At 72.4% G+C, this 26,651-nt stretch carries 29 protein-coding genes; 3 read left to right on the forward strand and 26 right to left on the reverse strand.

Going from position 1 to position 26,651, the window contains the following annotated elements; all coding sequences use genetic code 11:
* Window positions 1–134: 134 nt before the first annotated feature.
* From ACYVID_RS17340 to ACYVID_RS17365, 6 genes are all read right to left on the reverse strand, one after another.
* Window positions 135–566 carry a DUF2752 domain-containing protein gene (locus tag ACYVID_RS17340; protein ID WP_460739202.1) on the reverse strand — a complete coding sequence of 144 codons (432 nt, stop codon included), beginning with the start codon at window positions 564–566 and terminating at the stop codon, window positions 135–137.
* A 19-nt stretch (window positions 567–585) separates the two neighbouring features.
* Window positions 586–783: an HGxxPAAW family protein gene (locus ACYVID_RS17345; protein WP_300642182.1), complete on the reverse strand. Its 198-nt coding sequence runs from the start codon at window positions 781–783 to the stop codon at window positions 586–588.
* A gap of 39 nt (window positions 784–822) precedes the next feature.
* The gene (locus tag ACYVID_RS17350) at window positions 823–1,455 is read right to left on the reverse strand and encodes a Trp biosynthesis-associated membrane protein (protein ID WP_460739204.1); all 633 of its coding nucleotides are present in this window, start codon (window positions 1,453–1,455) and stop codon (window positions 823–825) included.
* The gene (hisI, locus tag ACYVID_RS17355) at window positions 1,448–1,807 is read right to left on the reverse strand and encodes a phosphoribosyl-AMP cyclohydrolase (protein WP_460739205.1); all 360 of its coding nucleotides are present in this window, start codon (window positions 1,805–1,807) and stop codon (window positions 1,448–1,450) included. The genes ACYVID_RS17350 and hisI overlap by 8 nt, the downstream gene beginning before the upstream one ends.
* A gap of 110 nt (window positions 1,808–1,917) precedes the next feature.
* Entirely contained in the window at window positions 1,918–2,961 is a 1,044-nt protein-coding gene (locus tag ACYVID_RS17360) for a hypothetical protein (protein WP_460739207.1), read from the reverse strand.
* Window positions 2,962–2,988: 27 nt separating this feature from the next.
* The gene (locus ACYVID_RS17365) at window positions 2,989–3,495 is read right to left on the reverse strand and encodes a hypothetical protein (RefSeq protein ID WP_460739209.1); all 507 of its coding nucleotides are present in this window, start codon (window positions 3,493–3,495) and stop codon (window positions 2,989–2,991) included.
* A 193-nt stretch (window positions 3,496–3,688) separates the two neighbouring features.
* Between ACYVID_RS17365 and ACYVID_RS17370 the strand changes: the two genes are divergently transcribed.
* Window positions 3,689–5,266, forward strand: a complete 1,578-nt coding sequence (locus tag ACYVID_RS17370; protein WP_460739211.1) for a helicase HerA-like domain-containing protein — start codon at window positions 3,689–3,691, stop codon at window positions 5,264–5,266.
* Window positions 5,267–5,291: 25 nt separating this feature from the next.
* On the opposite strand, the gene hisF is transcribed toward ACYVID_RS17370, so the two are convergent.
* The 6 genes from hisF to hisD form a co-directional block, all read right to left on the reverse strand.
* Complete coding sequence (gene hisF, locus ACYVID_RS17375) at window positions 5,292–6,053, reverse strand: imidazole glycerol phosphate synthase subunit HisF (RefSeq protein ID WP_460739213.1); 762 nt, start codon at window positions 6,051–6,053, stop codon at window positions 5,292–5,294.
* On the reverse strand, window positions 6,050–6,784 hold the full coding sequence (gene priA / locus ACYVID_RS17380; protein ID WP_460739215.1) for a bifunctional 1-(5-phosphoribosyl)-5-((5-phosphoribosylamino)methylideneamino)imidazole-4-carboxamide isomerase/phosphoribosylanthranilate isomerase PriA: 735 nt from the start codon (window positions 6,782–6,784) through the stop codon (window positions 6,050–6,052). Before priA ends, hisF begins: the two co-directional genes overlap by 4 nt.
* 77 nt (window positions 6,785–6,861) lie before the next feature.
* Window positions 6,862–7,512, reverse strand: coding sequence for an imidazole glycerol phosphate synthase subunit HisH (hisH, locus tag ACYVID_RS17385; RefSeq protein WP_460739217.1), 651 nt, complete (start codon window positions 7,510–7,512; stop codon window positions 6,862–6,864).
* Window positions 7,513–8,121 (reverse strand): imidazoleglycerol-phosphate dehydratase HisB, encoded by a 609-nt coding sequence (gene hisB, locus ACYVID_RS17390; RefSeq protein ID WP_300642197.1) that lies wholly within the window; start codon window positions 8,119–8,121, stop codon window positions 7,513–7,515.
* Window positions 8,118–9,257, reverse strand: coding sequence for a histidinol-phosphate transaminase (locus tag ACYVID_RS17395; RefSeq protein ID WP_460739219.1), 1,140 nt, complete (start codon window positions 9,255–9,257; stop codon window positions 8,118–8,120). The genes hisB and ACYVID_RS17395 overlap by 4 nt, the downstream gene beginning before the upstream one ends.
* Before the next feature lie 5 nt (window positions 9,258–9,262).
* Window positions 9,263–10,579, reverse strand: coding sequence for a histidinol dehydrogenase (gene hisD / locus ACYVID_RS17400; protein WP_460739221.1), 1,317 nt, complete (start codon window positions 10,577–10,579; stop codon window positions 9,263–9,265).
* Between the two features lie 116 nt (window positions 10,580–10,695).
* Here hisD and ACYVID_RS17405 point away from each other — a divergent pair, with 116 nt between their 5' ends.
* Both ACYVID_RS17405 and ybaK read left to right on the forward strand, forming a co-directional pair.
* Window positions 10,696–11,370, forward strand: a complete 675-nt coding sequence (locus tag ACYVID_RS17405) for an LON peptidase substrate-binding domain-containing protein (protein WP_460739222.1) — start codon at window positions 10,696–10,698, stop codon at window positions 11,368–11,370.
* Between the two features lie 15 nt (window positions 11,371–11,385).
* On the forward strand, window positions 11,386–11,871 hold the full coding sequence (gene ybaK / locus ACYVID_RS17410) for a Cys-tRNA(Pro) deacylase (protein ID WP_460739224.1): 486 nt from the start codon (window positions 11,386–11,388) through the stop codon (window positions 11,869–11,871).
* 45 nt (window positions 11,872–11,916) lie between these two features.
* On the opposite strand, the gene ACYVID_RS17415 is transcribed toward ybaK, so the two are convergent.
* The 14 genes from ACYVID_RS17415 to ACYVID_RS17480 form a co-directional block, all read right to left on the reverse strand.
* The gene (locus ACYVID_RS17415) at window positions 11,917–13,614 is read right to left on the reverse strand and encodes a DUF3352 domain-containing protein (RefSeq protein ID WP_460739226.1); all 1,698 of its coding nucleotides are present in this window, start codon (window positions 13,612–13,614) and stop codon (window positions 11,917–11,919) included.
* Between the two features lie 177 nt (window positions 13,615–13,791).
* Window positions 13,792–14,406: a hypothetical protein gene (locus tag ACYVID_RS17420; protein ID WP_460739228.1), complete on the reverse strand. Its 615-nt coding sequence runs from the start codon at window positions 14,404–14,406 to the stop codon at window positions 13,792–13,794.
* A complete protein-coding gene (dnaE, locus tag ACYVID_RS17425) occupies window positions 14,391–17,945 on the reverse strand; it encodes a DNA polymerase III subunit alpha (protein ID WP_460739230.1) in 3,555 nt (1,184 codons plus the stop codon). Before dnaE ends, ACYVID_RS17420 begins: the two co-directional genes overlap by 16 nt.
* Window positions 17,946–18,089: 144 nt before the next feature.
* Window positions 18,090–18,833: a GNAT family N-acetyltransferase gene (locus ACYVID_RS17430; RefSeq protein WP_460739232.1), complete on the reverse strand. Its 744-nt coding sequence runs from the start codon at window positions 18,831–18,833 to the stop codon at window positions 18,090–18,092.
* Window positions 18,820–19,758, reverse strand: coding sequence for an RluA family pseudouridine synthase (locus tag ACYVID_RS17435; protein WP_460739234.1), 939 nt, complete (start codon window positions 19,756–19,758; stop codon window positions 18,820–18,822). Before ACYVID_RS17435 ends, ACYVID_RS17430 begins: the two co-directional genes overlap by 14 nt.
* Window positions 19,755–20,276 carry a signal peptidase II gene (lspA, locus tag ACYVID_RS17440; RefSeq protein WP_460739236.1) on the reverse strand — a complete coding sequence of 174 codons (522 nt, stop codon included), beginning with the start codon at window positions 20,274–20,276 and terminating at the stop codon, window positions 19,755–19,757. The genes ACYVID_RS17435 and lspA overlap by 4 nt, the downstream gene beginning before the upstream one ends.
* Window positions 20,277–20,314: 38 nt before the next feature.
* Window positions 20,315–21,415, reverse strand: a complete 1,101-nt coding sequence (locus tag ACYVID_RS17445; protein WP_460739238.1) for a TraR/DksA family transcriptional regulator — start codon at window positions 21,413–21,415, stop codon at window positions 20,315–20,317.
* A 169-nt stretch (window positions 21,416–21,584) separates the two neighbouring features.
* Window positions 21,585–22,313, reverse strand: coding sequence for a DivIVA domain-containing protein (locus tag ACYVID_RS17450; RefSeq protein ID WP_460739240.1), 729 nt, complete (start codon window positions 22,311–22,313; stop codon window positions 21,585–21,587).
* Between the two features lie 136 nt (window positions 22,314–22,449).
* On the reverse strand, window positions 22,450–22,746 hold the full coding sequence (locus ACYVID_RS17455) for a YggT family protein (protein ID WP_460739242.1): 297 nt from the start codon (window positions 22,744–22,746) through the stop codon (window positions 22,450–22,452).
* A 64-nt stretch (window positions 22,747–22,810) separates the two neighbouring features.
* Window positions 22,811–23,287: a cell division protein SepF gene (locus ACYVID_RS17460; RefSeq protein WP_300642236.1), complete on the reverse strand. Its 477-nt coding sequence runs from the start codon at window positions 23,285–23,287 to the stop codon at window positions 22,811–22,813.
* Window positions 23,288–23,344: 57 nt separating this feature from the next.
* Window positions 23,345–24,052 (reverse strand): YggS family pyridoxal phosphate-dependent enzyme, encoded by a 708-nt coding sequence (locus tag ACYVID_RS17465; RefSeq protein ID WP_460739245.1) that lies wholly within the window; start codon window positions 24,050–24,052, stop codon window positions 23,345–23,347.
* The gene (pgeF, locus tag ACYVID_RS17470; RefSeq protein WP_460739247.1) at window positions 24,049–24,741 is read right to left on the reverse strand and encodes a peptidoglycan editing factor PgeF; all 693 of its coding nucleotides are present in this window, start codon (window positions 24,739–24,741) and stop codon (window positions 24,049–24,051) included. Before pgeF ends, ACYVID_RS17465 begins: the two co-directional genes overlap by 4 nt.
* A gap of 16 nt (window positions 24,742–24,757) precedes the next feature.
* Window positions 24,758–25,927, reverse strand: coding sequence for a cell division protein FtsZ (gene ftsZ / locus ACYVID_RS17475; protein ID WP_460739249.1), 1,170 nt, complete (start codon window positions 25,925–25,927; stop codon window positions 24,758–24,760).
* A gap of 309 nt (window positions 25,928–26,236) precedes the next feature.
* On the reverse strand, window positions 26,237–26,651 hold a 415-nt coding region (locus ACYVID_RS17480; protein ID WP_460739251.1), incomplete at its 5' end, for an ISL3 family transposase.

Here is a 26,651-nt window from a genome sequence, read left to right on the forward strand (position 1 = left end):
TCAGCAGCCAAGGCGCCCCAGGAGAAGCCGGGCGGCCAATCCACCGGAGCCACCAGCAAGGCGATCAAGGCTCAGCCACACCCGACCCTCCCGGGCCAGCCAAGAACTTACGGATCGAGGCTCAGGCTCGCTTCCTAGGGAGCCAGCCAGGGGGCGACCGGGGTGTTGCGCAGCAGCGTGAACAGCCCGGTCGCCGCCAGCAGGACACTTCCGCCGACGAGCACGGCGGAGCGCGGCAGGCGCAGCTCGGTGCCGCGCCACCGCACCACCAACCAGGTCGCCAGCGCCAGGACCGCGAGGGGCGCGAGGACGACCAGCAGGAGGTTGCTCGAGGCAGCCGCCCCGAGGTTGCCGTCGGTCAGGTCGTGCACGGCGCGCAGGCCGCCGCAGCCGGGGCACCAGAAGCCGATGGCGGCGCTGGGGCAGAAGCCCCAGGAGCCGGAGACGTGCGGGTCCCGATAGTGCAGCGCCACGGTGGCTGCTGCCAGGGCACCGATCGTGACCAGCGGGGCTCGCACCCGCTCGGCCCGGCGCTGGGCCGGGGCGGGGGTGAGGAGCGCGGTCACGGGACCGGGGCCGTCGGGGTCAGTGACCCTCGTGGAGGCCCATCTTGGCCATCACGAGGAAGACGACGCCCGCACCGAGGGTGATGGCCACGCCCGCCCAGAAGACCGGCATGCTGACCGGGTCGAACATGAGGCCGACGCTGCCCACGACGAAGCCGATCAGGCCCACGACGACCGCCGACCAGGCAGCAGGGGTGTTGCCGTGATTGCTGGACATGCGTGGCTCCTCGGTGTCGCGGGGGGATCTGGGGACAGTCTAGGGGGCGCGGCCCGACGGCCCGTCGGTCGGGTCGAGGCCCTGGTCGATGGCCTTCCAGAGGTCGAGCGAGCCGTCGGTCGTCCGGGTGGCGTCCGCACTCGAGCTGGCGGGCGCGTCGTAGCGCTGGCCCATCTCCGGCCAGTCGCGGACGTGTCGGACGGCCAGCCCCGCGGAGGCGGTCATGACGACGGCACCCACCAGCGCCGCGACGTACCAGCCGGTCACACCGGCGCCCCCGGCCGCCCCGACCTGGGCCAGCGAGTCCTCGACGGTGCCGCGCAGCTGGCCCTGCGCCACCGCGGCGGCGACCAGCGTGCCCAGGGACGCCAGGAGCGCCAGGCCGGCCGCCAGGCGGCGTACCCGCGCACGCGTGACGAGGACGACGCCCCAGGCCGCGAGGACGACGAGGGCGAGCGAGGTGACCAGCGGCATCGTGAGCGCGTCGCCCGCGGTCGTGCCCGCGGTGACGAGGGCGACCGCGTCGGAGTCGGCGTCGACGCTCACCGCGGCCCGCGTGCCGGCGACGGCGGCGAGCGTGCCGGACGCCAGACCGGCCAGCACGGCGGGCCCGAAGAACCGGCGGCCGCTGCTCTCTCGCGTGGCTTCCGACGCCGCTTCGCGCTCAGCCACGGGCGAGCACCAGGTCGGCGTCGAAGCAGGTGCGGTCGCCGGTGTGGCAGGCGCCGTCGACCTGGTCGACCTTGACCAGGAGGGTGTCACCGTCGCAGTCCAGCCGGACCTCGACGACGCGCTGGGTGTGGCCGGAGGTCTCCCCCTTGACCCAGTACTCCTGGCGGCTGCGGGACCAGTACGTCGCGCGGCGGGTGTCGAGGGTGCGCGCGAGCGCCTCGTCGTCCATCCAGCCCAGCATCAGCACCTCGCCGGTGTCGTGTTGCTGGACCACCGCAGGCACCAGCCCGTCGGGGGTGCGCTTGAGCCGGGCGGCCAGGTCGGGATCGAGCCCCGGGGACGCGGTCGTCATGTCCTCATCATCGCGCGCGGGTGGGCAGGACGCGCCACGGGGCACCCCGGGCGGTCTCCCGCCGGGGTGCCCCGTGTGCGTGCCTGCGGCGGTCGCCGGAGCGACCCGCGTCAGCGGATGGTGATGTTGATCGTCCGCGACTGCTTCCTCACCAGGTCGTTGCCCCGGAACACCAGGCGCAGCGAGTCGAAGCCCCGGTCCAGGCCACGGACGACGAGCTTGCGCGATCCCTGGCTGTTGAGGGCTCCGGCTGCAAGACGCTTGCCGCCCTCCTTGAGGACGACGTCGCCCTGGACCGGGTCCTGGGTGGAGGCCGTCACCGTCACGATGAGGACCAGCTTGTCGCCCTTGACCCTCTTGACGGTCTCGATCCGGGGCTTCACCGGGTCGACCTGCTCCTCCTCGAAGGTCACCGAGGCGGTCCGCGACGCGGCGCTGACCGCGTCACCCGTGGCCGAGCCCTGGCGGGCGTTGGCCGTGACGTCCGCGCGGCCAGCGACGCTGCCCACGAAGGTGTAGGTCGCCGTGCCGTCGGCGCCGGTCAGCGTGTTGGACGAGCCCGAGGTGTCGGAGCCGGCTCCGGGGCCGGACCGCGTGAAGGCGATGAACAGGTCGGAGATCGGCTGGCCGAGCTGGTCCAGCGCCTCGTAGGTCAGGGTGACGCTGCTGCCGACCTCACGCGGCCCGGTGCCGCTCGGGGTGAACGTGATGTCCGTCGTGACCGTGCTGCCCACGACCTGCCTCACCTGGACCCCGACCATGGGCCGGTCTCGTTGGTCGACGACCTTGACCGTCACTGCGGCGGCCTCACCGGGCGCGACGTTGGTCCGGTCCGACGTCGCCGTGACGGTGGTGATGGTCTGCCGGTAGAGGGTGTAGGCCTCGGCATCGGTGTCGCGCACGGCGGCCGCGCCCTGGCGGGCGAAGTCCGCCCACAGCGCCACCTGGTTCACCGCCCCCGCGGTCAGGTCGACGGACCCCACGCCGAGATCGAGCTCCACGGCGAACGGTCCCGCGGCGCTGTCGGTGAGGGGGATGGCCGTCGCGCCGCCCGTGCGCGAACCGTTCGCAGCGAAACTGCCGATCGTCACGGTCCGGTTGAAGAAGCTGTTGCCGTTCGCCTCGCGGGGGCCGCGGGTGCCCGTGACCGCCACCAGCGGGTGGTCCTTCAGGTCGCCGGACTACGGCACGAGGAAGTGGCCGAGGTCGGACCCGTTGGTGAGGTTGACGCCGGGGTTGGCCGTGACGGCGATGTCGAGCGCCTCGTCGGTGCCCGAGACGACGCCCGCACCCGTGAGGCCGACAGCACGCACGTTGTACGTCGTGAAGGGCACCGTGGCGGTCGGCGGACCGCTCCACTCCACGGCGAAGGCGCCGTCGTCGTTCCTGTCGACCGTCTGGATCGGGATCGGGTCGCTGACGTCGTCCCCCATGAGGCCGGGGGTCACGACCTCGTACTCGAAGCGCACCGAGGCGACGGTCGCCCCGGCACCGGCCTCGAGGCGGACCGTCGAGTTCGTCCCGTCGTCTACTCGGTTCAGGGTCGTCTCGGGAGCCAGCAGCTCAACCGTGGTGAACCCCTGCGGGAGCGAAGCGGCCGCGGCGGGTGTGGTGAGGACGCCGATGCCGGAGGCACAGAGGACCGCGGCCAGGGCGAGGCTGAGGGGACGTGGGGCACGGGAGGTCATGTGACCTCTCTGGGGGCGGAGGACCGGTCGAAGAGCCGGCACGCAGTCAAACTCCGAAACCCCGGGGGTGTTACGGGAGTGAGCAAAATGACGTGCCGAGGTGCGCCATCACGCTGCGTGGTCTAGACATCGCGGTCCGGAGGTGCCGTCATGGTCCGCCACACCGCGCGTGACGGCCCCCTAGGCTCGGGCCGTGAGCAACTCGGAGACCGCAGCACCCGAACCCGCCTCGACCCTCGCCGACGACGTACGACGCGGCTACACCTTCAAGGGCCCGGCCCTCGAGCTCGGCGCGCTGATGACCGCGGCGGATGCCGTAGTGCCGGACGCGCCGGTGCGGATCCCGCTGGGGATGCTCAACCGGCACGGACTGGTGGCCGGCGCGACCGGGACGGGCAAGACCAAGACCCTGCAGCTCCTCGCGGAGCAGCTGTCCGACGCCGGTGTGCCGGTCTTCGCGGCCGACATCAAGGGGGACCTGTCGGGCCTCCTCGCCCCGGGCCAGACCGGCGAGCGCATCACGTCGCGGATGGCCGCGATCGGTCAGAAGTGGTCGGCGACGGCCTACCCGGTGGAGCTGTACGCCCTCGGCGGGGAGGGCACCGGCGTGCCGCTGCGGGCCGCGATCAGCTCCTTCGGGCCGCTGCTGCTCAGCAAGGTGCTCGGGCTCAACCAGACCCAGGAGTCCAGCCTGGGGCTGGTCTTCCACTACGCCGACCAGGCCGGCCTGCCGCTGCTGGACCTCGCCGACCTCCAGGCCCTGCTGCGCCACCTCACCTCCGACGAAGGCAAGGTCGAGCTCAAGGGAATCGGGGGTGTCTCGACGGCGACCGCCGGGGTCATCCTGCGCAACCTGGTCACCCTCGAGACCCAGGGTGGCGACGTGTTCTTCGGCGAGCCGGAGTTCGAGCCGTCGGACCTCATGAGCACCGATGCGGCGGGCCGGGGCGTGATCTCCCTGCTGGAGCTGCCCCGCCTCCAGGACCGGCCGGCGCTGTTCTCGACATTCCTCATGTGGCTGCTCGCCGACCTCTTCCACTCCCTGCCGGAGGTGGGCGACCCGGAGAGGCCGCGCCTGGTCTTCTTCTTCGACGAGGCGCACCTGCTCTTCGACGAGGCGTCCGAGGCGTTCCTGGACCAGGTGGCCCAGACCGTCCGGCTCATCCGCTCCAAGGGCGTGGGGATCTTCTTTGTGACCCAGTCCCCCACCGACGTCCCTGACGAGGTGCTCGCCCAGCTCGGCTCGCGGGTCCAGCACGCGCTGCGCGCCCACACCCCGAAGGACGCCAAGGCGCTGAAGGCGGCGGTCAGCACCTACCCGCACTCCGGGTACGACGACCTCGGACGCGTCCTGACCTCGCTCGGCACTGGGGAGGCGGTCGTCACCGTCATGGACGAGCGGGGCGCCCCGACCCCGGTCGCGTGGACCATGCTGCGGGCACCGCAGGCCTCGATGTCGCCCGCCGACCCGGCCGCGATGGAGGCGCTCGTGGCCGCCAGCCCCCGGCAGGCGGCGTACGGGACGCCCATCGACCGCGAGTCGGCCCGCGAGAAGCTCGCGGCACGGTTGGAGCAGGGGGCCGCCAGGGCCGAGGAGGCGCAGCCCGACCCCGCCCGGGACCGGGTCCCCCTCCCGAAGCCTGCCCCGGCCCCGAGGCGCCCCGAGGAGTCGACGCTGGAGAAGGTCGTGCAGTCGCCCGTCTTCAAGGACGCGGTGCGGACCGCCGCGCGCGAGATCGTGCGCGGCATGTTCGGAGCCGGACGGCGCTGACCGGCGCCGGACCCGGCTCGCACCGTCAGCGCACGGGGTGCCCGGCCGCCTCGAGGGAGGCCTTGACCTCCGAGATCCGGCAGGTGCCGAAGTGGAACACCGTGGCGGCGAGCACGGCGTCCGCTCCCGCGTCGACGGCCGGGGCGAAGTGCTCGAGCCGGCCGGCTCCACCGGAGGCGATCACCGGGACGCTCACCTCACGGCGTACGGCGGTGATGAGCTCCAGGTCGAATCCGTCCTGCGTGCCGTCGGCGTCCATGGCGTTGAGCAGGATCTCTCCCGCTCCCAGCTCGGCGGCCCGGGCGGCCCACTCCAGGGCGTCGACGCCGGCCGAGCGCCGTCCGCCGTGGGTGGTGACCTCGAAGCCGGAGTCGGTGCCGGTGGCCCGTCGGGCGTCGACGGAGAGCACGAGCACCTGGTTGCCGAAGCGGTCGGCGATCTCGGCGATCAGATCGGGGCGTCGGATGGCCGCGGTGTTGACCGCGACCTTGTCGGCGCCGGCGCGCAGCAGCCGGTCGACGTCCTCGGTCGAGGAGACTCCCCCACCGACGGTCAGCGGGATGAAGACCTCCTCGGCGCAGCGCGAGACCACCTGCATGGTCGTCGCGCGGCCCTCGTGCGAGGCGGAGATGTCGAGGAAGGTCAGCTCGTCGGCGCCCTCGGCGTCGTAGGTGCGGGCCAGCTCGACGGGGTCACCGGCGTCGCGGAGGTCCTGGAAGTTGATGCCCTTGACCACCCGGCCGCCGTCGACGTCGAGGCACGGGATGACGCGGACCGCGAGGGTCACGAGACACCCTGGGTCAGGGCGAGGGCGTCCTCCAGGGTGAACCGGCCCTCGTAGAGCGCGGTCCCGGCGATCGCGCCCTCGACGCCGATCGGCACCAGGTCCATGAGCGCGCGGATGTCGTCGAGGGTCGTCACCCCGCCGGAGGCCACGACCGGCGCCGCGGTGACGGCGCAGACGTCGCGGAGCAGCTGGAGGTTGGGGCCGGCGAGCATGCCGTCCTTGTTGACGTCGGTGACGACGTAGCGAGCACACCCCTCGGAGTCGAGCCGGGCCAGCACCTCGTAGAGGTCGCCGCCCTCACGGGTCCAGCCGCGCGCGGCGAGCGTGCGACCGCGGACGTCGAGACCGATCGCGACCCGGTCGCCGTGCTCGGCGATCACCTTGGCGCACCACTCCGGCTGCTCGAGCGCGGCGGTGCCGATGTTGACCCGCGTGCAGCCGGTCGCCAGCGCTGCCTCGAGCGACTCGTCGTCGCGGATGCCACCGCTCATCTCGACCTTGATGTCCAGGGCACCGACGATCTCGGCCTGCAGCTCCCGGTTCGTGCCGCGGCCGAACGCGGCATCGAGGTCGACCAGGTGCAGCCACTCCGCGCCGGCGTCCTGCCAGCGGCGGGCCGCGGCCACGGGGTCGCCGTAGACGCGCTCGGAGCCGGCGACGCCCTGGGCGAGCTGGACGGCCCGGCCCTCGGTGATGTCGACGGCGGGCAGCAGCTCGAGGTAGTCGCTCATGTCTTCTTCCGGTGCTCTCTTCGTGTTCGTACGCCGCTGGGCGCGGCTCGCGGGGGTGTCGGACGGTCCGGGTCGACTCAGAGGGTGGCGACCCAGTTGCGCAGGAGCGCGGCGCCGGCGTCCCCGGACTTCTCGGGGTGGAACTGGGTGGCCCACAGCGGGCCGTTCTCGACCGCTGCTACGAAGCGGTCACCGGTCTCGGGCGTGGGACCGGTCTCGGTCCAGGTGACGAGGGGCGCGCGGGTGCGGTCGTTGGTCACCAGCGTCCAGTCGCGCACGCCGTAGGAGTGCACGAAGTAGAACCGCTCGTCCTCCACCCCGGCGAACATCTGCGAGCCCTCGGGCACCGCCACGGTGTTCCAGCCCATGTGCGGCACCACGGGCGCCTGCAGCCGCTCGACCAGGCCCGGCCACTCGTCGCAGCCCTCGGTCTCGACCCCGTGCTCGATCCCGCGGGCGAAGAGCACCTGCATGCCGACGCAGATCCCGAGCACGGGACGCCCGCCTGCGAGCCGACGCCCGATGATCCGCTCGCCCTTGACCGCCCGCAGTCCGGCCATGCACGCGGCGTACGCCCCCACGCCGGGCACGAGCAGGCCGTCGGCCTTCAGCGCGGCGTCGAAGTCGGAGGTGAGCTCGACCGCGGCACCGGCGCGCTCGACCGCGCGCACGGCGGAGCGGAGGTTGCCCGACCCGTAGTCGAGGACAACCACTCGCGGAGCAGCCATCTACAGCGTTCCCTTGGTGCTGGGCACGCCGGTCTCGCGCGGGTCGATCGCGACCGCGTCGCGGAACGCCCGGGCGAAGGCCTTGAACTGCGTCTCCACGATGTGGTGCGGCTCGCGGCCGGCCAGCACCCGCACGTGGATCGCGAGGTGGGCGTGGAAGGCGATCGTCTCGAAGACGTGCTTGGTCAGGGACCCCAGGTAGGAGACCCCGGAACCGCCGAGCTGGACGTACTGCTGGCCCTCGGGCTCGCCGGTGTGCACGCAGTAGGGGCGACCGGAGACGTCGACGACGGCTTGGACCAGCGCCTCGTCGAGCGGCACGGTGGCGTCGCCGAAGCGGCGCACCCCGGTCTTGTCGCCCAGCGCCTGGCGCAGGGCCTGGCCCAGCGCGATCGCGGTGTCCTCGACGGTGTGGTGGGCGTCGATGTGCACGTCGCCCTCGGTCTGCACCGTCAGGTCGACCAGCGCGTGCCGCGCGAAGGCGGTGAGCATGTGGTCGTAGAAGCCGACGCCGGTCGAGATGTCGTGGCGGCCGGTCCCGTCGAGGTCGACCTCGACGAGCACCTTGGACTCGCTGGTCTGGCGCTCCACGCGTCCGGTGCGGCTCATGGCTCTCTCCTCAGCTCTTCGCGTGCACCCGACTCCTCGAGCACCACGTCCACGGCGGCGCGGAACACCGCCATCTCCTCGGGCGTCCCGATGGACACCCGCAGCCAGCCCTCGGGACCGACCTCGCGGACGAGGACACCCTCGTCCAGCAACCGCTGCCACACAGCATGCCGGTCCGCGAACCTGCCGAACAACGCGAAGTTCGCGTCGGAGTCGGCCACCTGCAGCCCGCGACCCCGCAGCCAGGCGACGCACTCGTCGCGCTCGCGGCGCAGGTCGTCCACCTTGCCGAGCAGCTCCTCGTGGTGGCGCAGTGCCGCCAGCGCGACGGCCTGGCTGACCGCGGACAGGTGGTAGGGCAGGCGCACGACCCGGATCGCGTCGCAGATCGCGGGGTCGGCGGCGAGGTAGCCCAGCCGCAGGCCGGCGCCCGCGAAGGCCTTGCTCATGGTGCGGCTGACCACCAGGTTGCGGTGGGTCGGCAGCAGCTCGACGGCGCTCGGCGTCCCGGCGCGGCGGAACTCGCCGTACGCCTCGTCGACGACCAGCAGGCCGTCCTCGCCGAGGGCGTCGCACAGCCGCCCGACCGCCTCCGGGGCCAGCGCTGTGCCGGTCGGGTTGTTGGGGCTGGGCAGCAGCACGACGCTCGGCCGCTCGGCCTCGACCAGCGTGACCGCCGCATCCAGGTCGAGGGTGAAGTCCTCCGCGCGGTGCCCGACCACGAAGCGCGAGTGGGTGTCGCGGGCGTACTCGGGATACATCGAGTACGTCGGCGCGAAGCTCACCACCGTGCGTCCCGGTCCCCCGAAGGCCTGCAGGAGCTGCAGCATCACCTCGTTGGAGCCGTTGGCCGCCCAGACCTGCTCGGCGGTGATCGGCTGCTGGCCGGGGGCCACGTCGCGGGAGAGGTACGCCGCCAGCGCCTCGCGCAGGGCCAGGTGCTCACGGTCGGGGTAGCGGTTCAGCCCGCGGGCCGCCTCCGCGGCCGCGGCGGCGATGTCGGCGACGCAGGCCTCGGAGGGCCCGTAGGGGTTCTCGTTGGTGTTGAGCTGCACGGGCGCGACCTCCAGCGAGAGCTGGGGGGCGCCGTAGGGCGCGAGGCCGCGCAGCTCCTCGCGGAGCGGCGGGAAGGTCATGGGGCCTACTTCTGGAAGCGGATGCGGATGGACTGCCCGTGACCGGGCAGGTCCTCGGCCTCGGCGAGCGTGACGACGTGGTCGGCCACCGCCTCCAGGCCCTCGCGGGAGTAGTCCACGACGTGGATCGACTTGGTGAACGCCCGCACCGACAGCCCCGAGGAGTGGCAGGCACAGCCGCCGGTGGGCAGCACGTGGTTGGAGCCGGCGCAGTAGTCGCCCAGGGCGGTCGGCGCGTGGTCGCCGATGAAGATGGCGCCGGCGTTGCGGATGCGCGCCGCGACGGCCGCGGCGTCACGGGTCTGGATCTCCAGGTGCTCGGCGGCGTAGGCGTCGCAGACCGCGACGCCCTGGTCGAGGTCGTCGACCAGCACGATCGCGGACTGGTTGCCGCCGAGGGCGGTCTTGACGCGCTCGACGTGGCCGGTCGTGGCGACCTGCTTGTCCAGCTCGGCGTCCACGTCGTCGGCCAGGGTCTCGGAGTCGGTGATGAGCACCGCCGCGGCCAGCGGGTCGTGCTCGGCCTCGGCGATCAGGTCGGCGGCGACGTACGCCGCGTCCGCGGTCTCGTCGGCCAGGATGGCCACCTCGGTGGGGCCGGCCTCGGAGTCGACGCCGACGAGCCCCTTGAGCAGGCGCTTGGCGGTGACCACCCAGATGTTGCCGGGGCCGGTCACCAGGTCGACCTTGGCGCACGGCCCGGTGCCGTAGGCGAACATCGCGATCGCCTGGGCGCCTCCGACGGCGTACACCTCGTCCACGCCGAGCAGCGCGCACGCGGCCAGGATCGTGGGGTGCGGCAACCCGCCGAACTCCGCCTGCGGCGGGCTGGCCAGGGCCAGCGACGGGACGCCTGCCACCTGCGCAGGCACGACGTTCATCAGGACGCTGGAGACCAGCGGAGCCAGGCCACCGGGGACGTAGAGGCCCACGCGGCCGACCGGGACCTTGCGGTGCACGACCCGGGCGCCCGGGCCCAGGTCGGTGACGACGTCCTGCTCGAGCTCGCCCTCGCTGGCCACGCGCAGGCGCCGGATCGACTCCTCGAGGCCGGCACGGATCGCGGGGTCGAGCTCGTCGAGCGCGCGGGTCATCGCCTCGACGGGGACCCGGATGTCGGTCTGGGCCACGCCGTCGAACTTCTGCGACATCTCCAGGATCGCCTCGAGGCCGCGGGTGCGGACCTCCTCGCAGATCGCATGGGTCGCCGGCACCGCCGCCTCGACGTCGAAGTCGGCACGCGGCAGGGCCGTCCGGTAGTCGAACGGCTCACCCACCGCGCGGCCGGTGGCGGCGCTGCGCAGGTCGATGCGGCGGATCATGGTCCCGAGTCTACGAGCGGGGTCGAGGCGGTCCCCCACCCCCGCCCCGCGGTGGACGTGCGGCGGGTGGTGGCTCACACCCCTCCGTGGCTGGCCGGGTGCCCTAACCTCGACTCGTGCCCGACTCCCTGCCGATGTTCCCGCTGAACTCGGTGCTGTTCCCGGGCGTCACCGTCCCCCTGCGCGTCTTCGAGGACCGCTACCGCGCGCTGGTCCACCACCTGCTGCGGACCGAGGACCCCGCCCAGCGGCTCTTCGGCTCCGTCGGCATCCGCGAGGGGTACGAGGTCGGCGAGCACGGCGCCCAGTCGTTGTACCGCGTCGGCGTGCGCCTGCAGCTCACCGAGGCCGAGCAGCACCCGGACGGCACGTTCTCGATCCTCGCGGTCGGTCGCGACCGGTTCGAGCTGGACCACCTCGACGGCTCCGGCACCTTCCCCGTCGGCCACGTGCAGCTGCGCGAGGAGGCCGAGCCGCCGCTGGACGCGGCGCTCGAGGACGTGATGGACCGGGCCCGGGCCACCTTCACCGCCTACCGGGCGGCCCTGGCGGAGATCCGCGCGGACCCGCACGAGGGCGTGCTGCCCCAGGACCCGACGTACCTCTCCTGGACGCTGGCGGCCAGCGCCCCGCTGCCGATGCCCGAGCGGCAGGCGCTGCTCGAGGCCGACGACGCCGCCGACCGGCTGCGGCTGGTCACGGACCTGCTGCGCGACGAGCTGCGGGCGATGAACGTGATCCCCTCGCTGCCGGCCACCGAGGTGGCCCGCACCCGCTGGTCGCCGAACTGAGGAGGGCTCCGGCCCGTGGCTAAGAAGCAGACCGGCGGCACCCCCGCGACCGTGGCGCTGACCCGCGCCGGCATCGACTTCACCCTGCGCCCCTACGAGCACGACCCGCGGGCGGAGTCCTACGGGCTCGAGGCGGCCGCGGCGCTCGGGGTGGCGCCCGAGCGGGTGTTCAAGACCCTGCTGGCCGACCTCGACGGGCAGCTGGTCGTGGGCGTCGTGCCCGTCACCGGACAGCTGGACCTCAAGGCGCTGGCCCGGGCGCTGGGTGGCAGCCGGGCCGCGATGGCCGACCCCTCGGCCGCCGAGCGCGCGACGGGGTACGTCGTCGGCGGCATCTCCCCCATCGGCCAGCGCAAGCGGCACCGGACCGTGGTCGACGAGTCGGCGCTCACCCACGACCGGGTGCTCGTCTCCGGGGGACGCCGCGGCCTCGACATCGAGCTGGCACCGGCCGACCTGCTGGCCATCACCGACGCGGTGACGGCCAGGATCGGCCGCTGACGACACGGCGGCTCCCGCCGCTGCCCTCCTGCGGTCCGCTCCGGGTCAGTCGTCGGTCGTGACCCGCAGGACCAGCCGGCTGGTGCCGTCCTCGGTCGAGGCGCTCAGCCCCAGTGCCTGGAGCGGCTCGAGGTTGTCCAGGACCTCGTCGTCCTCACCCTCGGGCATCGAGCCGCGGACCAGGTCGACGAGCGCGTCCGCGTCGAGGAACAGCAGGCCGTCGACGTCGTCGGCGTCCGGGACGGCGCGCTGGAAGCGCTCGTCCTCACCCAGGGACCCGTCCGCGGCAGCGACCTCCTCCGCCCACGCCTCGTCGAGGCCCAGGACCACGCGCCCGTCCTCCCCGGCCACCACGGGCTCCACGCCCAGGAACGTCGCCAGACCGAAGCCGAGGCCCTCGGCCACGTCCTGGGCAGCCGCCAGCTCCCCGGTCGTCAGCAGTGCCACCGGGAGCTCGGTCGTCGTGCCGGCGACCAGTCCCTCCACGTCGAGCCCGGGGCCCACGGCCAGCCCGACGGCATCACCGAGCAGCGCGACCGGGTCGAGCTCCAGCGGACCCAGCAGGCCCTCGACCATGTCGTCGGCGTCCGCGCCGAGCCCGCTCTCCAGCTGCTCGAGGCCCTCGGGGGAGAGCCCCGTGGCCCCGGCCAGGACGGTGCCTGCGGGCAGCTCGGTGACCAGGCTGCTCGCGTCACCGGTGTCCTCGGCGTCCGCGGCGGCGAGGAGCTCGGAGTCGCCCAGGCCACCGGCCATCTCCAGCTCCATCGAGCCGTCGACGAAGCGCACGGTCGCGGCCGCACCCTCGAAGGCCTCGATCGCCTCCTCCAGCTGCTCCTCGGGCGAGGGCTGCTCGGAGGTGGCGGCGACGGTCGCGGCGGTGGTGGTCGTGGTGGCGGTGGTCGTGGTGGCGGTCAGGGCGACGGGGTCGCTGATCGAGCCCTCGAGGACCGGCTCACCCAGGTCGCCGAAGAACCCGTCCAGCGCGTCCTGGAGGTAGTCGGCGGCCGCGGGCGCGGCGTACATCGTGAGCACGCCGGGCTCCCCTGCCTCCCCGGTCCAGCGCTGGAAGTCCTCGTCGTCGGCGAGCGTGCCCTCGTCGAGGTCGGCGAGGACGGCGTCGAGGGCCGTCTCGTCCGGGGCCAGCACGACCCAGCCGTCCCGCACCTGGTACGCGCCGCCCTCCGCGTCGTCAGCGCCGAGGTCTCCGTCGTCGCAGGCCAGGAGGGCGTCCATGCCCTCGACGGCAGCGTCCTCGTCGGTGGTCTCCACGGCCAGCACGACCTTCGGCTGGTCGTCGACGGGCACGGCAGCCACGCCCAGGCGGTCACCGAGCCACGGCTCGAGGTGCTCCTCATAGGTCAGGTCGTCGCAGGGGGCGGTCCCGAGGAACGCCGTGCCGAGGGTCTGCTTGAGGTCGATGTCCTCCAGCGGGCCGTCGAGGTCGAGCTCCTCGGCGATCGCGGGCAGCGAGCGCAGGGTGCTCAGCGCCTCGACCTTCTGCGAGCCGCTGGGGTCGAGGGTGAGCCCGACGTACCCCACGGCCGAGGCCGGCAGGGCCTCCGCGGCCTGGCCGCCGTCGGCCAGCCACCACCAGGCGCCCCAGGCCGCCGCGCCGACCAGCGCCACACCGGCGACCGCCGCGCCGCCGAGCAGCAACGGTCGCTTCCGGGACCGCCCCTCCCCTGGCAGTGGCGAGCCGGCGGCGGGCTCGAGGTACTCCGGGGCGGGCGTGCCGTCGCTCATGGTGCTTCTCCACTGTCGGGCGGGCTGGGGGCGTGTCGGGGGCGACGCTACCCGCGCCGCTGTCGAGGAGGCGCTGCCCGGGCGTGTGCTCGAGCAGCCACCCGAAGAGTAGGTCCAGGAACGGCGGTCGCGGGTGGCCGCCGCGCGAGGCTGTGGACGACAGCCTGCGGAGGACCCTCAGCCGCGGCCGGGACGCGCGGGGAGGAGGAAGAAGACCACGCCGACGGCCAGCACGGCACCCAGGGGCAGGGCCAGCAGCGCTCCGAGGGAGCCGAGCTCGAGGTTGTCGGGCAGCACAGTGCCGCGCGGCAGGTCGCGGGCCAGGACCTCGGGGTCCGCGGGACCGAGCCGGGTGCCGACCTGCCACATCAGCACGGAACCGAGGGCCGAGCCCACCGCGACCGCGGCGAGCGTGCGCAGCTCCTGGCGGGCCAGGAACAACGCGCAGATCAGGCCCAGCACCACGCCGGCGCCGAGCCCGAGGGTGGTGAACAGGGCCGTCCCGGAGAACTGGTTGCGCAGTCCGTCGAGGTCGTAGCGCAGCTGGTCGTCGACCACGAACCACTGGCGCCGCACGACGATGCCGCGGGTGGGTGACCACAGCTGCTCCCACAGGACCCCGAGACCGGCGCCCGCGGCGACGAAGAGCGCCACGACGACGGGCGCCTGCCAGCGACCCGCGCCTTCACGGTGCGAGCGGCGCGGCCGCCGCGGCTCCAGGCCCGCGACACCGGTGTCGACCGGGTCCGCGTGCTGCTGTGCGTCGTGCTCGGGGGTCAGCTGGTCAGGCATCCAGGACCCAGCAGCTGCTTGAGGTCCGCGAACAGCGCCGGGGTCGGGGTCACCCGGAGCCGGTCGTCGAGCCTCATCACGAGGGTCTGCTCGCGCTTCATGAGGCGCAACCGTACTTCGGTCATCCCAGGGTGGGTCGCCAGGACGTCGCGCAGCTGCTCGACCACCGGACCGGTGCAGCGGGTCGAGGGCAGCGAGATGACGACCGGACCCGAGGGCCCGTCGCTGATGTCGGGGACCGAGACCTCCTGGCCGTGGATCTCCGGCTGGTCCTTGCTGCGGGAAAGCCGGCCCTTGACCGTGAGGATGGCGTCCTCGACCAGCAGCGTGCTCGCCAGCTGGTAGGCGCTGGGGAACAGCAGCACGTCGATGGCGCCGTCGAGGTCCTCCAGGGTCACCATCGCCCACGCGTCCCCGCGCTTGGTGATCTTGCGCTGCACCGAGGTGACCAGGCCGCTGATGCAGATCGGGCTGCCGTCCGTGCGCGACTCGTCGAGCATCAGCTCACCGATCGTGCAGTCGGTGCCCTGGCTCAGCACGTGCTCCAGGCCGAGGAGTGGGTGGTCGGACACGTAGAGACCGAGCATGTCGCGCTCGTGGCCGAGCAGGGTCATCTTGTCCCACTCGTCGATGTCGGGGATGGCGACGGTGACGCCGAACGAGCCGGAGTCCTCCTCGTCGAGGCCCCCGAAGAGCGAGTCCTGGCCGATGGCCTCGTTGCGCTTGATGTCGACGTACTGATCGACCGCCGTCTCGTGGACGGCCACCAGCGCGCGCCGCCGGTGCTTCATGTCGTCGAAGGCACCAGCCTTGATCAGCGACTCGATGACGCGCTTGTTGCAGACGTGCGCGGGCACCTTGGCCAGGAAGTCGTTGAAGTCGAGGTAGCGGCCCTTCTCCTCGCGTGCCGAGACGATGCCGTCCACGACGTTGCCCCCGACGTTGCGCACCGCGGTGAGGCCGAAGCGGACGTCGGTGCCGACGGGGGTGAAGTCGGCGGCCGACTCGTTGACGTCCGGCGGGAGCACCTGGATCTTCATCCGGCGGCACTCGTTGAGGTAGATGGCGGACTTGTCCTTGTCGTCGCGCACCGAGGTGAGCAGCGCCGCCATGTACTCGGCGGGGTAGTTGGCCTTGAGGTAGGCGGTCCAGTAGGACACCAGGCCGTACGCCGCGGAGTGGGCCTTGTTGAAGGCGTAGTCGGAGAACGGCAGCAGGATGTCCCACAGGGTCTTGATGGCGGCGTCGGAGTAGCCGCGCTCCCTCATGCCGCCGGAGAAGCCCTCGAACTGCTTGTCCAGCTCGGCCTTCTTCTTCTTGCCCATCGCGCGGCGCAGGATGTCGGCCTGTCCCAGGCTGTAGCCCGCGAGCTTCTGCGCGATGGCCATGACCTGCTCCTGGTAGACGATCAGGCCGTAGGTCTCGCCCAGGACGTCCTCGAGCGGCTCGGCCAGCTCGGGGTGGATCGGCTCGACCGGCTCGCGGCCGGTCTTGCGTCGGGCGTACTTGTTGTGGGAGTCCGCGCCCATCGGACCCGGGCGGTAGAGCGCGCCCACGGCCGAGATGTCCTCGAAGCAGTCGGGGCGCATGGAGCGCAGCAGCGCGCGCATCGGCCCGCCGTCGAGCTGGAAGACACCGAGGGTGTCGCCGCGCTGGAGCAGGGCGTAGGTGGCGGGGTCGGTGAGCGGGAGGTCCTCGAGGACGACGTCCTCGCCGCGGTTGGCCTTGATGTTCCTGACCGCGTCGTCCATCACGGTGAGGTTGCGCAACCCCAGGAAGTCCATCTTGATCAGGCCGAGGGCCTCGCAGGTGGGGTAGTCGAACTGCGTGATCATCGCGCCGTCGGCGGGCCGCTTGAGCAGCGGGATGACGTCGACCAGCGGCTCGCTGGACATGATCACGCCGGCGGCGTGCACGCCCCACTGCCGCTTGAGGCCCTCGATGCCGATGGCGGTGTCGACGACCCGCTTGACGTCGTTGTCGGCCTCGTAGAGCTGGCGGAACTCCCCGCCCTCGCCGAAGCGCTTGTGCTGCGGGTCGAAGATGTCCTGCAGCGGGACGTCCTTGCCCATCACCGCCGCGGGCATCGCCTTGGTGATGCGGTCGCCCATGGCGAAGGGGTAGCCGAGGATGCGGCTGGAGTCCTTGACGGCCTGCTTGGCCTTGATGGTGCCGTAGGTGACGATGTAGGAGACCCGGTCGTCGCCGTACTTCTCGGTGACGTAGCGGATGACCTCGCCGCGCCGGCGCTCGTCGAAGTCGATGTCGAAGTCGGGCATCGAGACGCGGTCGGGGTTGAGGAAGCGCTCGAAGATCAGCCCGTGCTCGAGCGGGTCGAGGTCGGTGATGCGCAGGGCGTAGGCCACCATCGAGCCGGCACCCGAGCCGCGGCCCGGGCCCACGCGGATGCCGTGGTCCTTGGCCCAGCCGATGAAGTCGGCGACGACGAGGAAGTAGCCCGGGAAGCCCATCTGCGTGATGACGCCGAGCTCGAACTCCGCCTGCTTGCGGACCTTGTCGGGCACCCCGTTCGGGTAGCGGCGCGAGAGGCCGACCTCGACCTCCTTGACCAGCCAGGAGTCCTCGTTCTCCCCCGGCGGGCAGGGGAAGCGGGGCATGTACTTGCCGACGGTCTCGGAGAACTGCACGTCACAGCGCTCGGCGATCAGCAGGGTGTTGTCGCAGGCCTCGGGGAGGTCGCGCCAGATCTCGCGCATCTCCGCGGCGGTCTTGATGTAGTAGCCGTCGCCCTGGAAGGCGAAGCGCTGGCCCGGGCCGTCGCCGGCCGGGACGTCCATCGTGGAGCCGGAGTTGATGCAGAGCAGGTGCTCCTGCGAGGCGGCGTCCTCGCGGTGCACGTAGTGGGAGTCGTTGGTGGCGAGCAGCGGGATGCCGAGGTCCTTGCCCAGGGTGAGCAGGCCGTCGCGGACCCGCCGCTCGATGTCGAGCCCGTGGTCCATCAGCTCCAGGAAGTAGTTCTCCCGGCCGAGGATGTCCTGGAAGTCGCCGGCGGCCTTGCGGGCCGCGTCGTAGTTGCCGTAGCGCAGGTGGACCTGGACCTCGCCGGAGGGGCAGCCGGTGGTGCCGATGATCCCCTTGCTGTGCTGGGCCAGCAGCTCGCGGTCCATGCGGGGGTGCTTGAAGAAGCCGTCGCGCCACGCCCCGGTCGAGAGCCGGAAGAGGTTGTGCATCCCCTCGGTCGACTCGCTGAGCAGCGTCATGTGCGTGTAGGCACCACGCGCCGAGACGTCGTCGGGACCACCGTCGTAGAAGTTGACGCCCTTCTTCTCGAAGCGGCTGATGTTGGGCGCGAAGTAGGCCTCGATGCCGATGATCGGCTTGACCCCGGCCGCCTTGGCCTTGGAGTAGAACTCGTAGGCGCCGAAGACGTTGCCGTGGTCGGTCATCGCGACCGCCGGCATGCCCAGGTCGGCGGCCCGCTGGGCCAGGTCGCCCAGCCGCGCCGCGCCGTCGAGCATGGAGTACTCGGTGTGGACGTGCAGGTGGACGAAGGAGTCCTGCGAGGGCCCGGATGACATCGGTGCGCTGCGTTCCCTTCAGGGTCGTCGTGCGGGCAGGAAGCGGTCTCGACACGCAGGTCGCTGATCCGGGGGAAGGGGATCAGACTACGCGAGCCGAGGGACAGACCATCGCAGGTGCCACCGACAGTCCCGGCCCCGGGCTCAGCCGTCGCGGGCGGCGTCCAGCGACTCGGAGATCACCACGTGGGCGATCCGCTCGAGCCGCTCGAGGCCCAGCGCCGGCGCCCGGGTGGCGAGGTGCTCGGCGACCTCCCGCTCGCGCGCGGGATCGCGCTCCGAGGAGGTCTTGAAGGGCTGGATCGCGCGGGTCAGCGCGGCCCGACGGGCCAGCAGGTCGCCCAGCTGGGCGTCGACCTCGTCGACGAGCGAGCGCAGGCAGGCCAGCGGCTCCGCGCCCGGCCAGACCAGGCGTACGTCGGGGGCGCGCTCCTCGTTGGCCGAGCCGTCGGTGCGCTCGAGCTCGAGCAGGCCGTGGCGGGCGTAGAAGCCGCGCGCGGGGGTGTTGGACTCGAAGACCCACAGGCAGAAGCCGTCGGGCTGCCGGGCCTGGACCAGCTCCAGCAGGGCCGCACCGACGCCGCCGCCCTGGCGTGCCGGCTGGACGTAGAGGTCGTCGAGCCAGCCCGGCGTCCAGCGGGCGTAGCCGACCGGGAGCCCGTCCACCTCGGCGACCCACGTCTCGTCGGTCGCGATCCGCGAGCGGAGCCAGCGGCGTACGTCGTCCTCGTCGTGCACCGGCTCGGGCATCGGGGCGGCCCGGCGGGCGAGGACGTGGATCAGTGCGAGGGCGTCGGCGTCCTCGGGCTCGGCAGGGCGCAGGACCAGGACCGGCTGGCCGGTCGCCGGGAGCCCGGCCCCCTCGGCGCTCGGCTCAGTGGGCGTCACGGATGACCTCGAGGGCCGCGGCGAGGTCCTCGGGGTACGTCGACTCGTACTCGACGTGGTCGCCGGTGTCGGGGTGGACGAAGCCGAGCTTGACCGCGTGCAGCCACTGCCGCTCCAGGCCCACGCGCCGCGCGAGCGCCGGGTCGGCGCCGTACGTGAGGTCACCGACGCAGGGATGCTTCAAGGCGCTCATGTGGACCCGGATCTGGTGGGTCCTCCCGGTCTCGAGGTGCACCTCGAGCAGGCTCGCGAAGCGGTGTGCCTCGAGGGTCTCGTAGTGGGTCACCGAGGCGCGACCGTCGGCCATCACCGCGAACTTGTAGTCGTGCTTGGGGTGGCGGCCGATCGGGGCGTCGACGGTGCCCTCGAGCGGGTCCGGGTGCCCCTGCACGAGCGCGTGGTAGGTCTTGTCGACGGTGCGCTTGCGGAAGGCGTCCTTGAGCACGCTGTAGGCGTGCTCGGACTTGGTGATCACCATGACTCCCGAGGTGCCCACGTCCAGGCGCTGGACGATGCCTTGGCGCTCCGAGGCCCCGCTGGTGGCGATCCGGAAGCCCGCGCCGGCCAGGTGCCCGACCACGGTCGGACCGCTCCACCCCGGCGAGGGGTGCACCGCGACGCCGACCGGCTTGTCGATCACGACGATGGACTCGTCGTCGTGGATGATCTTGATCCCCTCGACGATCTCCGGCACCACGACCAACGGGTCGGTGAGCGTGGGGATGGTGACGTCGAGGACCGCGCCGGGCAGGACCCGGTCGCTCTTGCCGATCTCGGCACCGTCCATGCGGACCAGCCCGCCGGCGATCAGGTCGGCGGCGCGGGTGCGGGACAGGCCGAACATCCGGGCCATGGCGGCGTCGACCCGCTCCCCCGCCAGCCCATCGGGCACCGAGAGGCTGCGCTGCTCCGAGGTCTGCGTCATGCCGTCCGCTCCTGCTGGTCCGCGGGCTCGTCCTCGTCCTCGGGCACCCGGGTCCCGTCGAGCCGGACACCGCGGAAGGCCTGCACGAGGATCAGTGCGGCGGCCACGTTGATGCACACGTCGGCGATGTTGAACACCGGCCAGTTCGGCAGCATCAGGAAGTCGATGACGTGCCCGCGCAGCGGTCCCGGTTCACGCAGGATGCGGTCGGTCAGGTTGCCCGACACGCCCGCGAGCAGGGCCCCGAGGGCCACCGCCCACAGCCGGCTGCGCACGCGGAGGCTGAGGTAGAGCACCACGAGGACCGCCACGATCGCCAGGCAGCTGAGGACGACGGTGTACTCGGTGCCCGTGCTGAACGCCGCGCCGGGGTTGCGCACGAGGTTGAGGACCAGCAGGTCCCCGACCAGGGGCACGTCCGGCTCCCCGTCGAGGTGCTCGACGGCCAGGACCTTCGTGACCATGTCGACGGCGTACAGGACCACCGCGATGCTGGCGAGCAGCAGCCGGGCCCGCACCGCGGACAGGGTGGGAGGTTCTCCCCCGGGGTCTGGGGCTACCGTCGTTCCTCGCGCTGCTTGCATGTCATGCACAGTGTGGCACGCGGGAACGCCATGAGACGAAGCTTGCCGATGGGCTGGCCGCACGACTCGCACACCCCGTAGGTGCCGTCGGCGATGCGGGCCAGTGCCCGGTCGATCTGGGCCAGCTTGTCGCGCTCGCTGTTGAGCACGCTCATCTCGTGGTCGCGCTCGAAGGTCGTCGCGCCGAGGTCCGCCTGGTCCTGACCGGCCCCGTCGCCGGAGTCGCGCATGAGCCCGGAGAGCTCGGCCTCCTGCTCGGCGACGATCTCCAGGCTGTGGGCCCGCTGCTCCTCCAGCCCGGTCAGCACCTCGGCGAGCTCCGCAGGGGTCCAGGCGTCCTCGCCGTCCTTCACCACCAAGGCGTCCGCGGTGGCCGAGGGGGCAGTGGTCTTCTTCACGGCACCAGTCTTCTTCGTCGTGGTCGATCGAGCCGAATCGGCGGGCTTCTCAGGCGGCGCGGCCTTCTTGGCGGGCGCGGCCTTCTCGGCCGGCGCGGCCTTCTTGGCGGGCGCGGCCTTCTCGGCCGGCGCGGCCTTCTCGGCCGGCGCGGCCTTCTTCGCGGGGGCAGCCTTCTTCGCGGGCGCGGCCTTCTTCGCGGGGGCAGCCTTCTTCGCGGGGGCAGCCTTCTTCGCGGGCGCGGCCTTCTTCGCGGGCGCGGCCTTCTTCGCGGGCGCGGCCTTCTTCGCGGGCGCGGCCTTCTTCGCGGGCGCGGCCTTCTCGGCCGGCGCGGCCTTCTCGGCCGGCGCGGCCTTCTTCGCGGGGGCAGCCTTCTTCGCGGGCGCGGCCTTCTTCGCGGGGGCAGCCTTCTTCGCGGGGGCAGCCTTCTTCGCGGGCGCGGCCTTCTTCGCGGGCGCGGCCTTCTTCGCGGGCGCGGCCTTCTTCGCGGGCGCAGCCTTCTTCGCGGGCGCGGCCTTCTTGGCCGGGGCAGCCTTCTTCGCGGGCGCGGCCTTCTTGGCCGGCGCGGCCTTCTTCGCTGGGGCCGGTTCCTCCGTCGCGGTCGAACGGCGGCGGATCAGTCGCCCTGCGGCGGACGCGGCGGTGCCGGCGAGCGACTTGCGTGCGGCTCGAGCCATCGGGCTCGACTCCCCTCGACAGGCCCGACGACGGGGTCGGGCTGGACCAGTGATGGCCGGAGGCTAGTGGGTGGTGCGGTGGCCCACAATCCGCCTCGCCGGGAACGGCAAAGGCCGGCTCCCCGAGGGGGAGCCGGCCTTCGACGTACGTGCGAGGGGTGGGAGGGTCTCAGCCCTCCTCCTCCCCCAGGATGGAGCGCAGGCGCTTGGGCGCCGGGGCGTCCTCGGAGGGCGCCTCGTCGGCGTTGCCCTCCAGGGCCTCGAGCTGCTGGGTGAAGTAGCTGCGCAGGCGGGAGCGGTACTCGCGCTCGAAGGAGCGCAGGCGGTCCACCTCGCCGGAGAGCTTGTCGCGCTCGCGCTCGAGGTCGCCGAACATCTGCTGGCGGCGCTCGGCGGTCTCGGAGTCGAGCATCTGCGCGCGGGTGCGGGCGTCGGCCTCCATCCGATCGGCCTTGGTCTTGGACTCGCTCTCGAGGCGCTCGGCCTTGGTGCGGGCCTCGCCGATGATCTTGTCGGCCTGGTCCTTGGCGTCCTCGACGAGCTCGTCGGCGTTGCGCGTGGCGATCTCGAGCAGTCGTGCCGCGGCGTTGGACGCATCGGCGACGGTCTCCACGCGGAGCGTCTGCGCCGGGGCGGCGGGCGCCGCAGCCGGGGCTGCGGGCTCGGGGGCCTTGACCGGCTCCGGCTGGGCGACCGGCGGCGTGAACGCCTCGGTCGGCGGGCCACCTGCCTGCACCTGGGAGAGCTGGACGCGCAGGTCGTCGTTCTCCTTCGTGAGGCGGGCCAGCTCGGCCTCCACCTCGTCGAGGAACTGGTCGACCTCCCCCATGTCGTAGCCCTCACGGAGGCGGACGGGCGTGAAGCGCTTGTTGCTCACGTCCTCGGGCGTCAGCGGCATGACCTCACCCATTCGTAGTCGTCATTCGGCAGCGGGCCAGACGGCCCACCGCTCCTGTCGGTCGAACAATAGCGTCAAGCCTGGGGCACGTGTGACCCACGGTGCTCCCAGCGGCGCGCCGAGCCCCGCGGACCGCTCAGGAGGAGAGCAGGACCGCGTCGTTGACGTTGAGCAGCACCCAGGCGATGACCAGCACCAGCAGGAAGCTGAGGTCCAGGGCGAAGTTGCCCAGGCGCAGGGGCGGGATCACCTTGCGCAGCGCCTTGATCGGCGGGTCGGTGATCGAGTACACGACCTCGAGCACGACCAGCAGCGGCCCGGTGGGCTGCCACTGGCGGGCGAAGACCATGACCCAGTCCACGATGAAGCGGACCCACATCAACGCGATGAACACGAAGAGGATGACGTGGATGATCGAACCTACGACGTACACGTCGGGAGCTCTCCTGGGTCTTCTGGGCGCGGGCGGGACAGGGGCCTAGCGTCCCACGGGCCGCTCAGCTCTGGTTGAAGAAGCCACCCTCGACGATGCGCTCCTTGTCCTCCGCGGTCACGCTGACGTTGTGCGGGGACAGCAGGAACACCTTGTTGGTGACGCGCTCGATGGTGCCACGGGTGGCAAAGACCAGGCCGGCGGCGAAGTCGACCAGGCGCTTGGCGTCGGCGTCGTCCATCTCGGTGAGGTTCATGATGACCGGCACGCCGTCGCGGAAGTGCTCACCGACGGTGCGCGCCTCGTTGTAGGTGCTGGGGTGCAGGGTCGTGATGCGGGACAGCTCGGCCACCACTCCGGTCGGGCCGGCGGCGGGACGGCGCCGCTCGGCGAGGTCTGAGACCGGAGCCGGGCGGGGTGCCCGGGCGGCGGCGACGGGTCGGGTCTCGACGGTCTCGTCGTGGCCGTCGTGCTCGTCGTACCGGCCGGTGTCCTCGACGAGGCCGAGGTACTCGCCGATCCTGCGCATCGCGCCGCTCATGAGTCGTGTCCTCCGGGATCGGGCGCCCCGAAGACGAGGCGCTGGTTGGTCTGAACGCTAACGGGCCGGTGGCCTGGAACCGAGGATTGCCGAGCCGACACGCACGTGTGTCGCTCCGGCGGCGACGGCCTGCTCGAGGTCGCCGCTCATCCCGGCCGAGAGCCGGGCGGCGCCGGGGTGCACACGCAGCAGGTCGGCCCGCACGGCTGCCAGGCGCGCGAAGGCCTCGGCGGGGTCCTCCCCCAGTGGCGCCACGGCCATCAGACCGGCCAGGCGCAGGCCGTCGGCGGCCTCGACCGCGTCGGCCAGGGCCGGGAGGTCGTCGGGGTCGGCACCCGCACGGTGGTCGGCGCCGGGCGGGTCGAGGCTGACCTGGAGCAGCACCTCCACCTCGGCACCGCGCTCGACCGCACCGGCCGCGAGCCGACCCACGAGCTTGGCGCGGTCCACGGACTCCACGACGTCGGCGTACCGCGCGACGGCGGCGGCCTTGTTGCTCTGGAGACCACCGATGTAGTGCCAGCGCAGCCCGAGGTCGGCGCACTCGGCGGCCTTGGCCTCGGCCTCCTGGTGGCGGTTCTCCCCGACGTCGGTGACGCCGAGCTCGGCGAGGAGGCGTACGTCGGAGGCGGGGAAGAACTTGGTGACGACCGTGAGCCCGACCGAGCCAGGCTCCCGCCCGGCGGCGGCGCAGGCGCGGTCGATCCGGGCACGGACCCCGGCGAGGTTGCGCTCGAGCTCCTCGCGGCGGTCCTGGAGGCTCATGCCGCGACCGTCCACACGAGCCCCGCGAGGCGGCCGGACCGCTCGCCGTCGCGACGGTAGGAGTGCAGTGCGTCGTCCTCGCGCGTGCAGCGGGACACCTCGACCGGCTCGATGCCGTGGGCGAGCAGCTGGGCCCGCACGCCTGCTCCGAGGTCGAGCGCCGGTGTGCCCCAGGTGGTCTGGGCGCGGGTCTGCGGGACGACGCCGGCCACCTCCTCGCGCATCTGCTCGGGCACCTCGTAGCACCCGCCGCACACGTGCGGGCCCACCCACGCCACGAGGTCGCGAGCCCCCTGCTCCCGCATGCGCTCCACGGTGCGCCCGACGACGTCGAGCACCACGCCGGCCCGACCGGCGTGCACGACGCCGAGGACCCCGGTGGCGGTGTCCGCGAGGAGCACCGGGACGCAGTCGGCGACCCGCACCATGAGCCCGAGACCGGGGGTGGTCGTGACCATCGCGTCGGCGGTGGGGACCTGCTCGCTCGGGGCCGGGCCGGGCTCGTCGACCAGCAGCACGACGTCGCCGTGGACCTGGTTCATCCGCGCGAAGCGGACCCCGCAGGCCGCCTCGAGGGCGGGCAGGCTCTGCTCGAAGCCGGGCCGCAGGCCCTGCAGGTCGAGGCTGGCGTCGGTGAAGGCGACGTCCACACGGACGTCGCCCTCACGGTGGTCGCGGAAGGAGAACACGAGCCTGCGCAGCGCCCTACTTCAGGAAGTCGGGCACGTCGAGCTCGTCGTCGTCGAACTCGACGCGGCGCGGGGCCGGGCGCGGGGCCGGCGCGCTGGCCTGGACGGCAGGAGCGGGCGTCGGCGCCGGGGCCTCCTGGCGCTGGGCGACGGCGGCGGCGACCGCGGCGCGGGTCTCCTCCTGGGTCTGCACCGGCTTGGGCTCGCGGCGCAGGACCGTGCCCTCGTCGCGACGCTTCGGGGTGCCGCCGTCGAAGCCGGCGGCGATGACGGTCACGCGGACCTCGTCGCCCAGTGCGTCGTCGATGGTCGCACCGAAGATGATGTTGGCCTCGGGGTGCACGGCCTGGGCGACCAGGGCCGCGGCCTCGTTGATCTCGAACAGGCCGAGGTCGGAGCCACCGGCGATCGAGAGCAGCACGCCGTGGGCCCCGTCGATGCTCGCCTCCAGCAGCGGCGAGGAGACCGCCATCTCCGCGGCGGCGACCGAGCGGTCCTCGCCCCGGGCCGAGCCGATGCCCATGAGTGCGGAGCCGGCGTTGGCCATGACCGACTTCACGTCGGCGAAGTCGAGGTTGATCAGACCGGGCGTGGTGATGAGGTCGGTGATGCCGGAGACACCCTGCAGCAGCACCTGGTCGGCCTGCTTGAAGGCGTCGAGCACCGAGACGTTGCGGTCGGAGATCGACAGCAGCCGGTCGTTGGGGATCACGATGAGGGTGTCGACCTCCTCGCGGAGCGCGGCGATGCCCTCCTCGGCGGAGTTGGCGCGACGGCGGCCCTCGAAGGCGAACGGGCGCGTCACGACGCCGATGGTCAGGGCCCCGAGCGAGCGCGCGATGCGGGCCACGACCGGAGCACCGCCGGTGCCGGTGCCGCCGCCCTCGCCGGCGGTCACGAAGACCATGTCGGCGCCCTTGAGGACCTCCTCGATCTCGTCGGCGTGGTCCTCGGCGGCGCGGCCGCCGACCTCGGGGTTGGCGCCGGCGCCGAGGCCGCGGGTCAGCTCACGACCGATGTCGAGCTTGACGTCGGCGTCGCTCATGAGCAGCGCCTGGGCGTCGGTGTTGATGGCGATGAACTCCACGCCCTTCAGACCGACCTCGATCATCCGGTTCACGGCGTTCACCCCACCGCCGCCGATGCCGACGACCTTGATGATGGCCAGGTAGTTCTGTGCTGCCACGGCTCTCGCCTCTCGATTCTGGAGATCTCGGTGCTGGTGGGTGGTGCTGGAGGTCCTGCGGGGTCCTGCTGTCGTGCGGTCCTGCCGGGTCTGCTCGACGGGCGTCCGCTGCGTCGCCCTGGTCGACCCTGAACTCTGACCCTCAGCCTGAGGGTTATAGTTATGTCAACCTCGTCGTGGGCACGACAGTAGGAGCGGGTCGGCCCGGATCCGCGCAGACACGCCCGGTCGTCGCCGACTCACGCTCGAATCCGTGCCGACTCACGCTCGAATCAGTGCCGGGTCAGGCTCTTGTGTCGGATGTGTGGGTCATGTTCGGCCTGGGAGTGTGGGTCGGTGTCCGCCGAGGGTGAGCATGAGCAGCGCGATGAGGGCGTCGGGGTCTTTGAAGCCGAAGGCCATGCGGGTGCGGAGTCGGATCTTGGTGTTGAGTGACTCGGTGCGGCCGTTAGACAGCCCGTGGGTGATCGCGGCCAGGATCGGGGTGCGTTGACGGCGCACGGTGCGTTGCAGGTCGACCATGTGCGGGATCCGGGACGCTGCGGCTGATCGGCACCAGGCGTCGAGGGCGTCGCCGGCTTGGTCGGCGGGCAGCTGGAAGACCAGCCGTAGGCCTTCTTTGAGGAGGTAGGCGCGGTAGAGGCGGGTGTCGTTGACCGCGAGCCACTCGAGCTTGGCTTGTTGACGTTCGGTGAGGTCCTCGGGGTTCTTCCACAGCGAGTAG

The organism is Nocardioides ginkgobilobae, assembly GCF_054781275.1.

Bases quoted from the DNA above. Each gene is read 5' to 3' on its own strand.
- ACYVID_RS17345 (WP_300642182.1), bottom strand. From the start codon at position 783: ATGTCCAGCAATCACGGCAACACCCCTGCTGCCTGGTCGGCGGTCGTC.
- hisI (WP_460739205.1), bottom strand. From the start codon at position 1,807: ATGACGACCGCGTCCCCGGGGCTCGATCCCGACCTGGCCGCCCGGCTC.
- ACYVID_RS17365 (WP_460739209.1), bottom strand. From the start codon at position 3,495: ATGACCTCCCGTGCCCCACGTCCCCTCAGCCTCGCCCTGGCCGCGGTC.
- priA (WP_460739215.1), bottom strand. From the start codon at position 6,784: ATGAGCGACTACCTCGAGCTGCTGCCCGCCGTCGACATCACCGAGGGC.
- hisH (WP_460739217.1), bottom strand. From the start codon at position 7,512: ATGGCTGCTCCGCGAGTGGTTGTCCTCGACTACGGGTCGGGCAACCTC.
- hisB (WP_300642197.1), bottom strand. From the start codon at position 8,121: ATGAGCCGCACCGGACGCGTGGAGCGCCAGACCAGCGAGTCCAAGGTG.
- ACYVID_RS17395 (WP_460739219.1), bottom strand. From the start codon at position 9,257: ATGACCTTCCCGCCGCTCCGCGAGGAGCTGCGCGGCCTCGCGCCCTAC.
- hisD (WP_460739221.1), bottom strand. From the start codon at position 10,579: ATGATCCGCCGCATCGACCTGCGCAGCGCCGCCACCGGCCGCGCGGTG.
- ACYVID_RS17415 (WP_460739226.1), bottom strand. From the start codon at position 13,614: ATGAGCGACGGCACGCCCGCCCCGGAGTACCTCGAGCCCGCCGCCGGC.
- ACYVID_RS17420 (WP_460739228.1), bottom strand. From the start codon at position 14,406: ATGCCTGACCAGCTGACCCCCGAGCACGACGCACAGCAGCACGCGGAC.
- dnaE (WP_460739230.1), bottom strand. From the start codon at position 17,945: ATGTCATCCGGGCCCTCGCAGGACTCCTTCGTCCACCTGCACGTCCAC.
- ACYVID_RS17435 (WP_460739234.1), bottom strand. From the start codon at position 19,758: ATGACGCAGACCTCGGAGCAGCGCAGCCTCTCGGTGCCCGATGGGCTG.
- ACYVID_RS17445 (WP_460739238.1), bottom strand. From the start codon at position 21,415: ATGGCTCGAGCCGCACGCAAGTCGCTCGCCGGCACCGCCGCGTCCGCC.
- ACYVID_RS17450 (WP_460739240.1), bottom strand. From the start codon at position 22,313: ATGCCGCTGACGCCCGAGGACGTGAGCAACAAGCGCTTCACGCCCGTC.
- ACYVID_RS17460 (WP_300642236.1), bottom strand. From the start codon at position 23,287: ATGAGCGGCGCGATGCGCAGGATCGGCGAGTACCTCGGCCTCGTCGAG.
- ACYVID_RS17465 (WP_460739245.1), bottom strand. From the start codon at position 24,052: ATGAGCCTCCAGGACCGCCGCGAGGAGCTCGAGCGCAACCTCGCCGGG.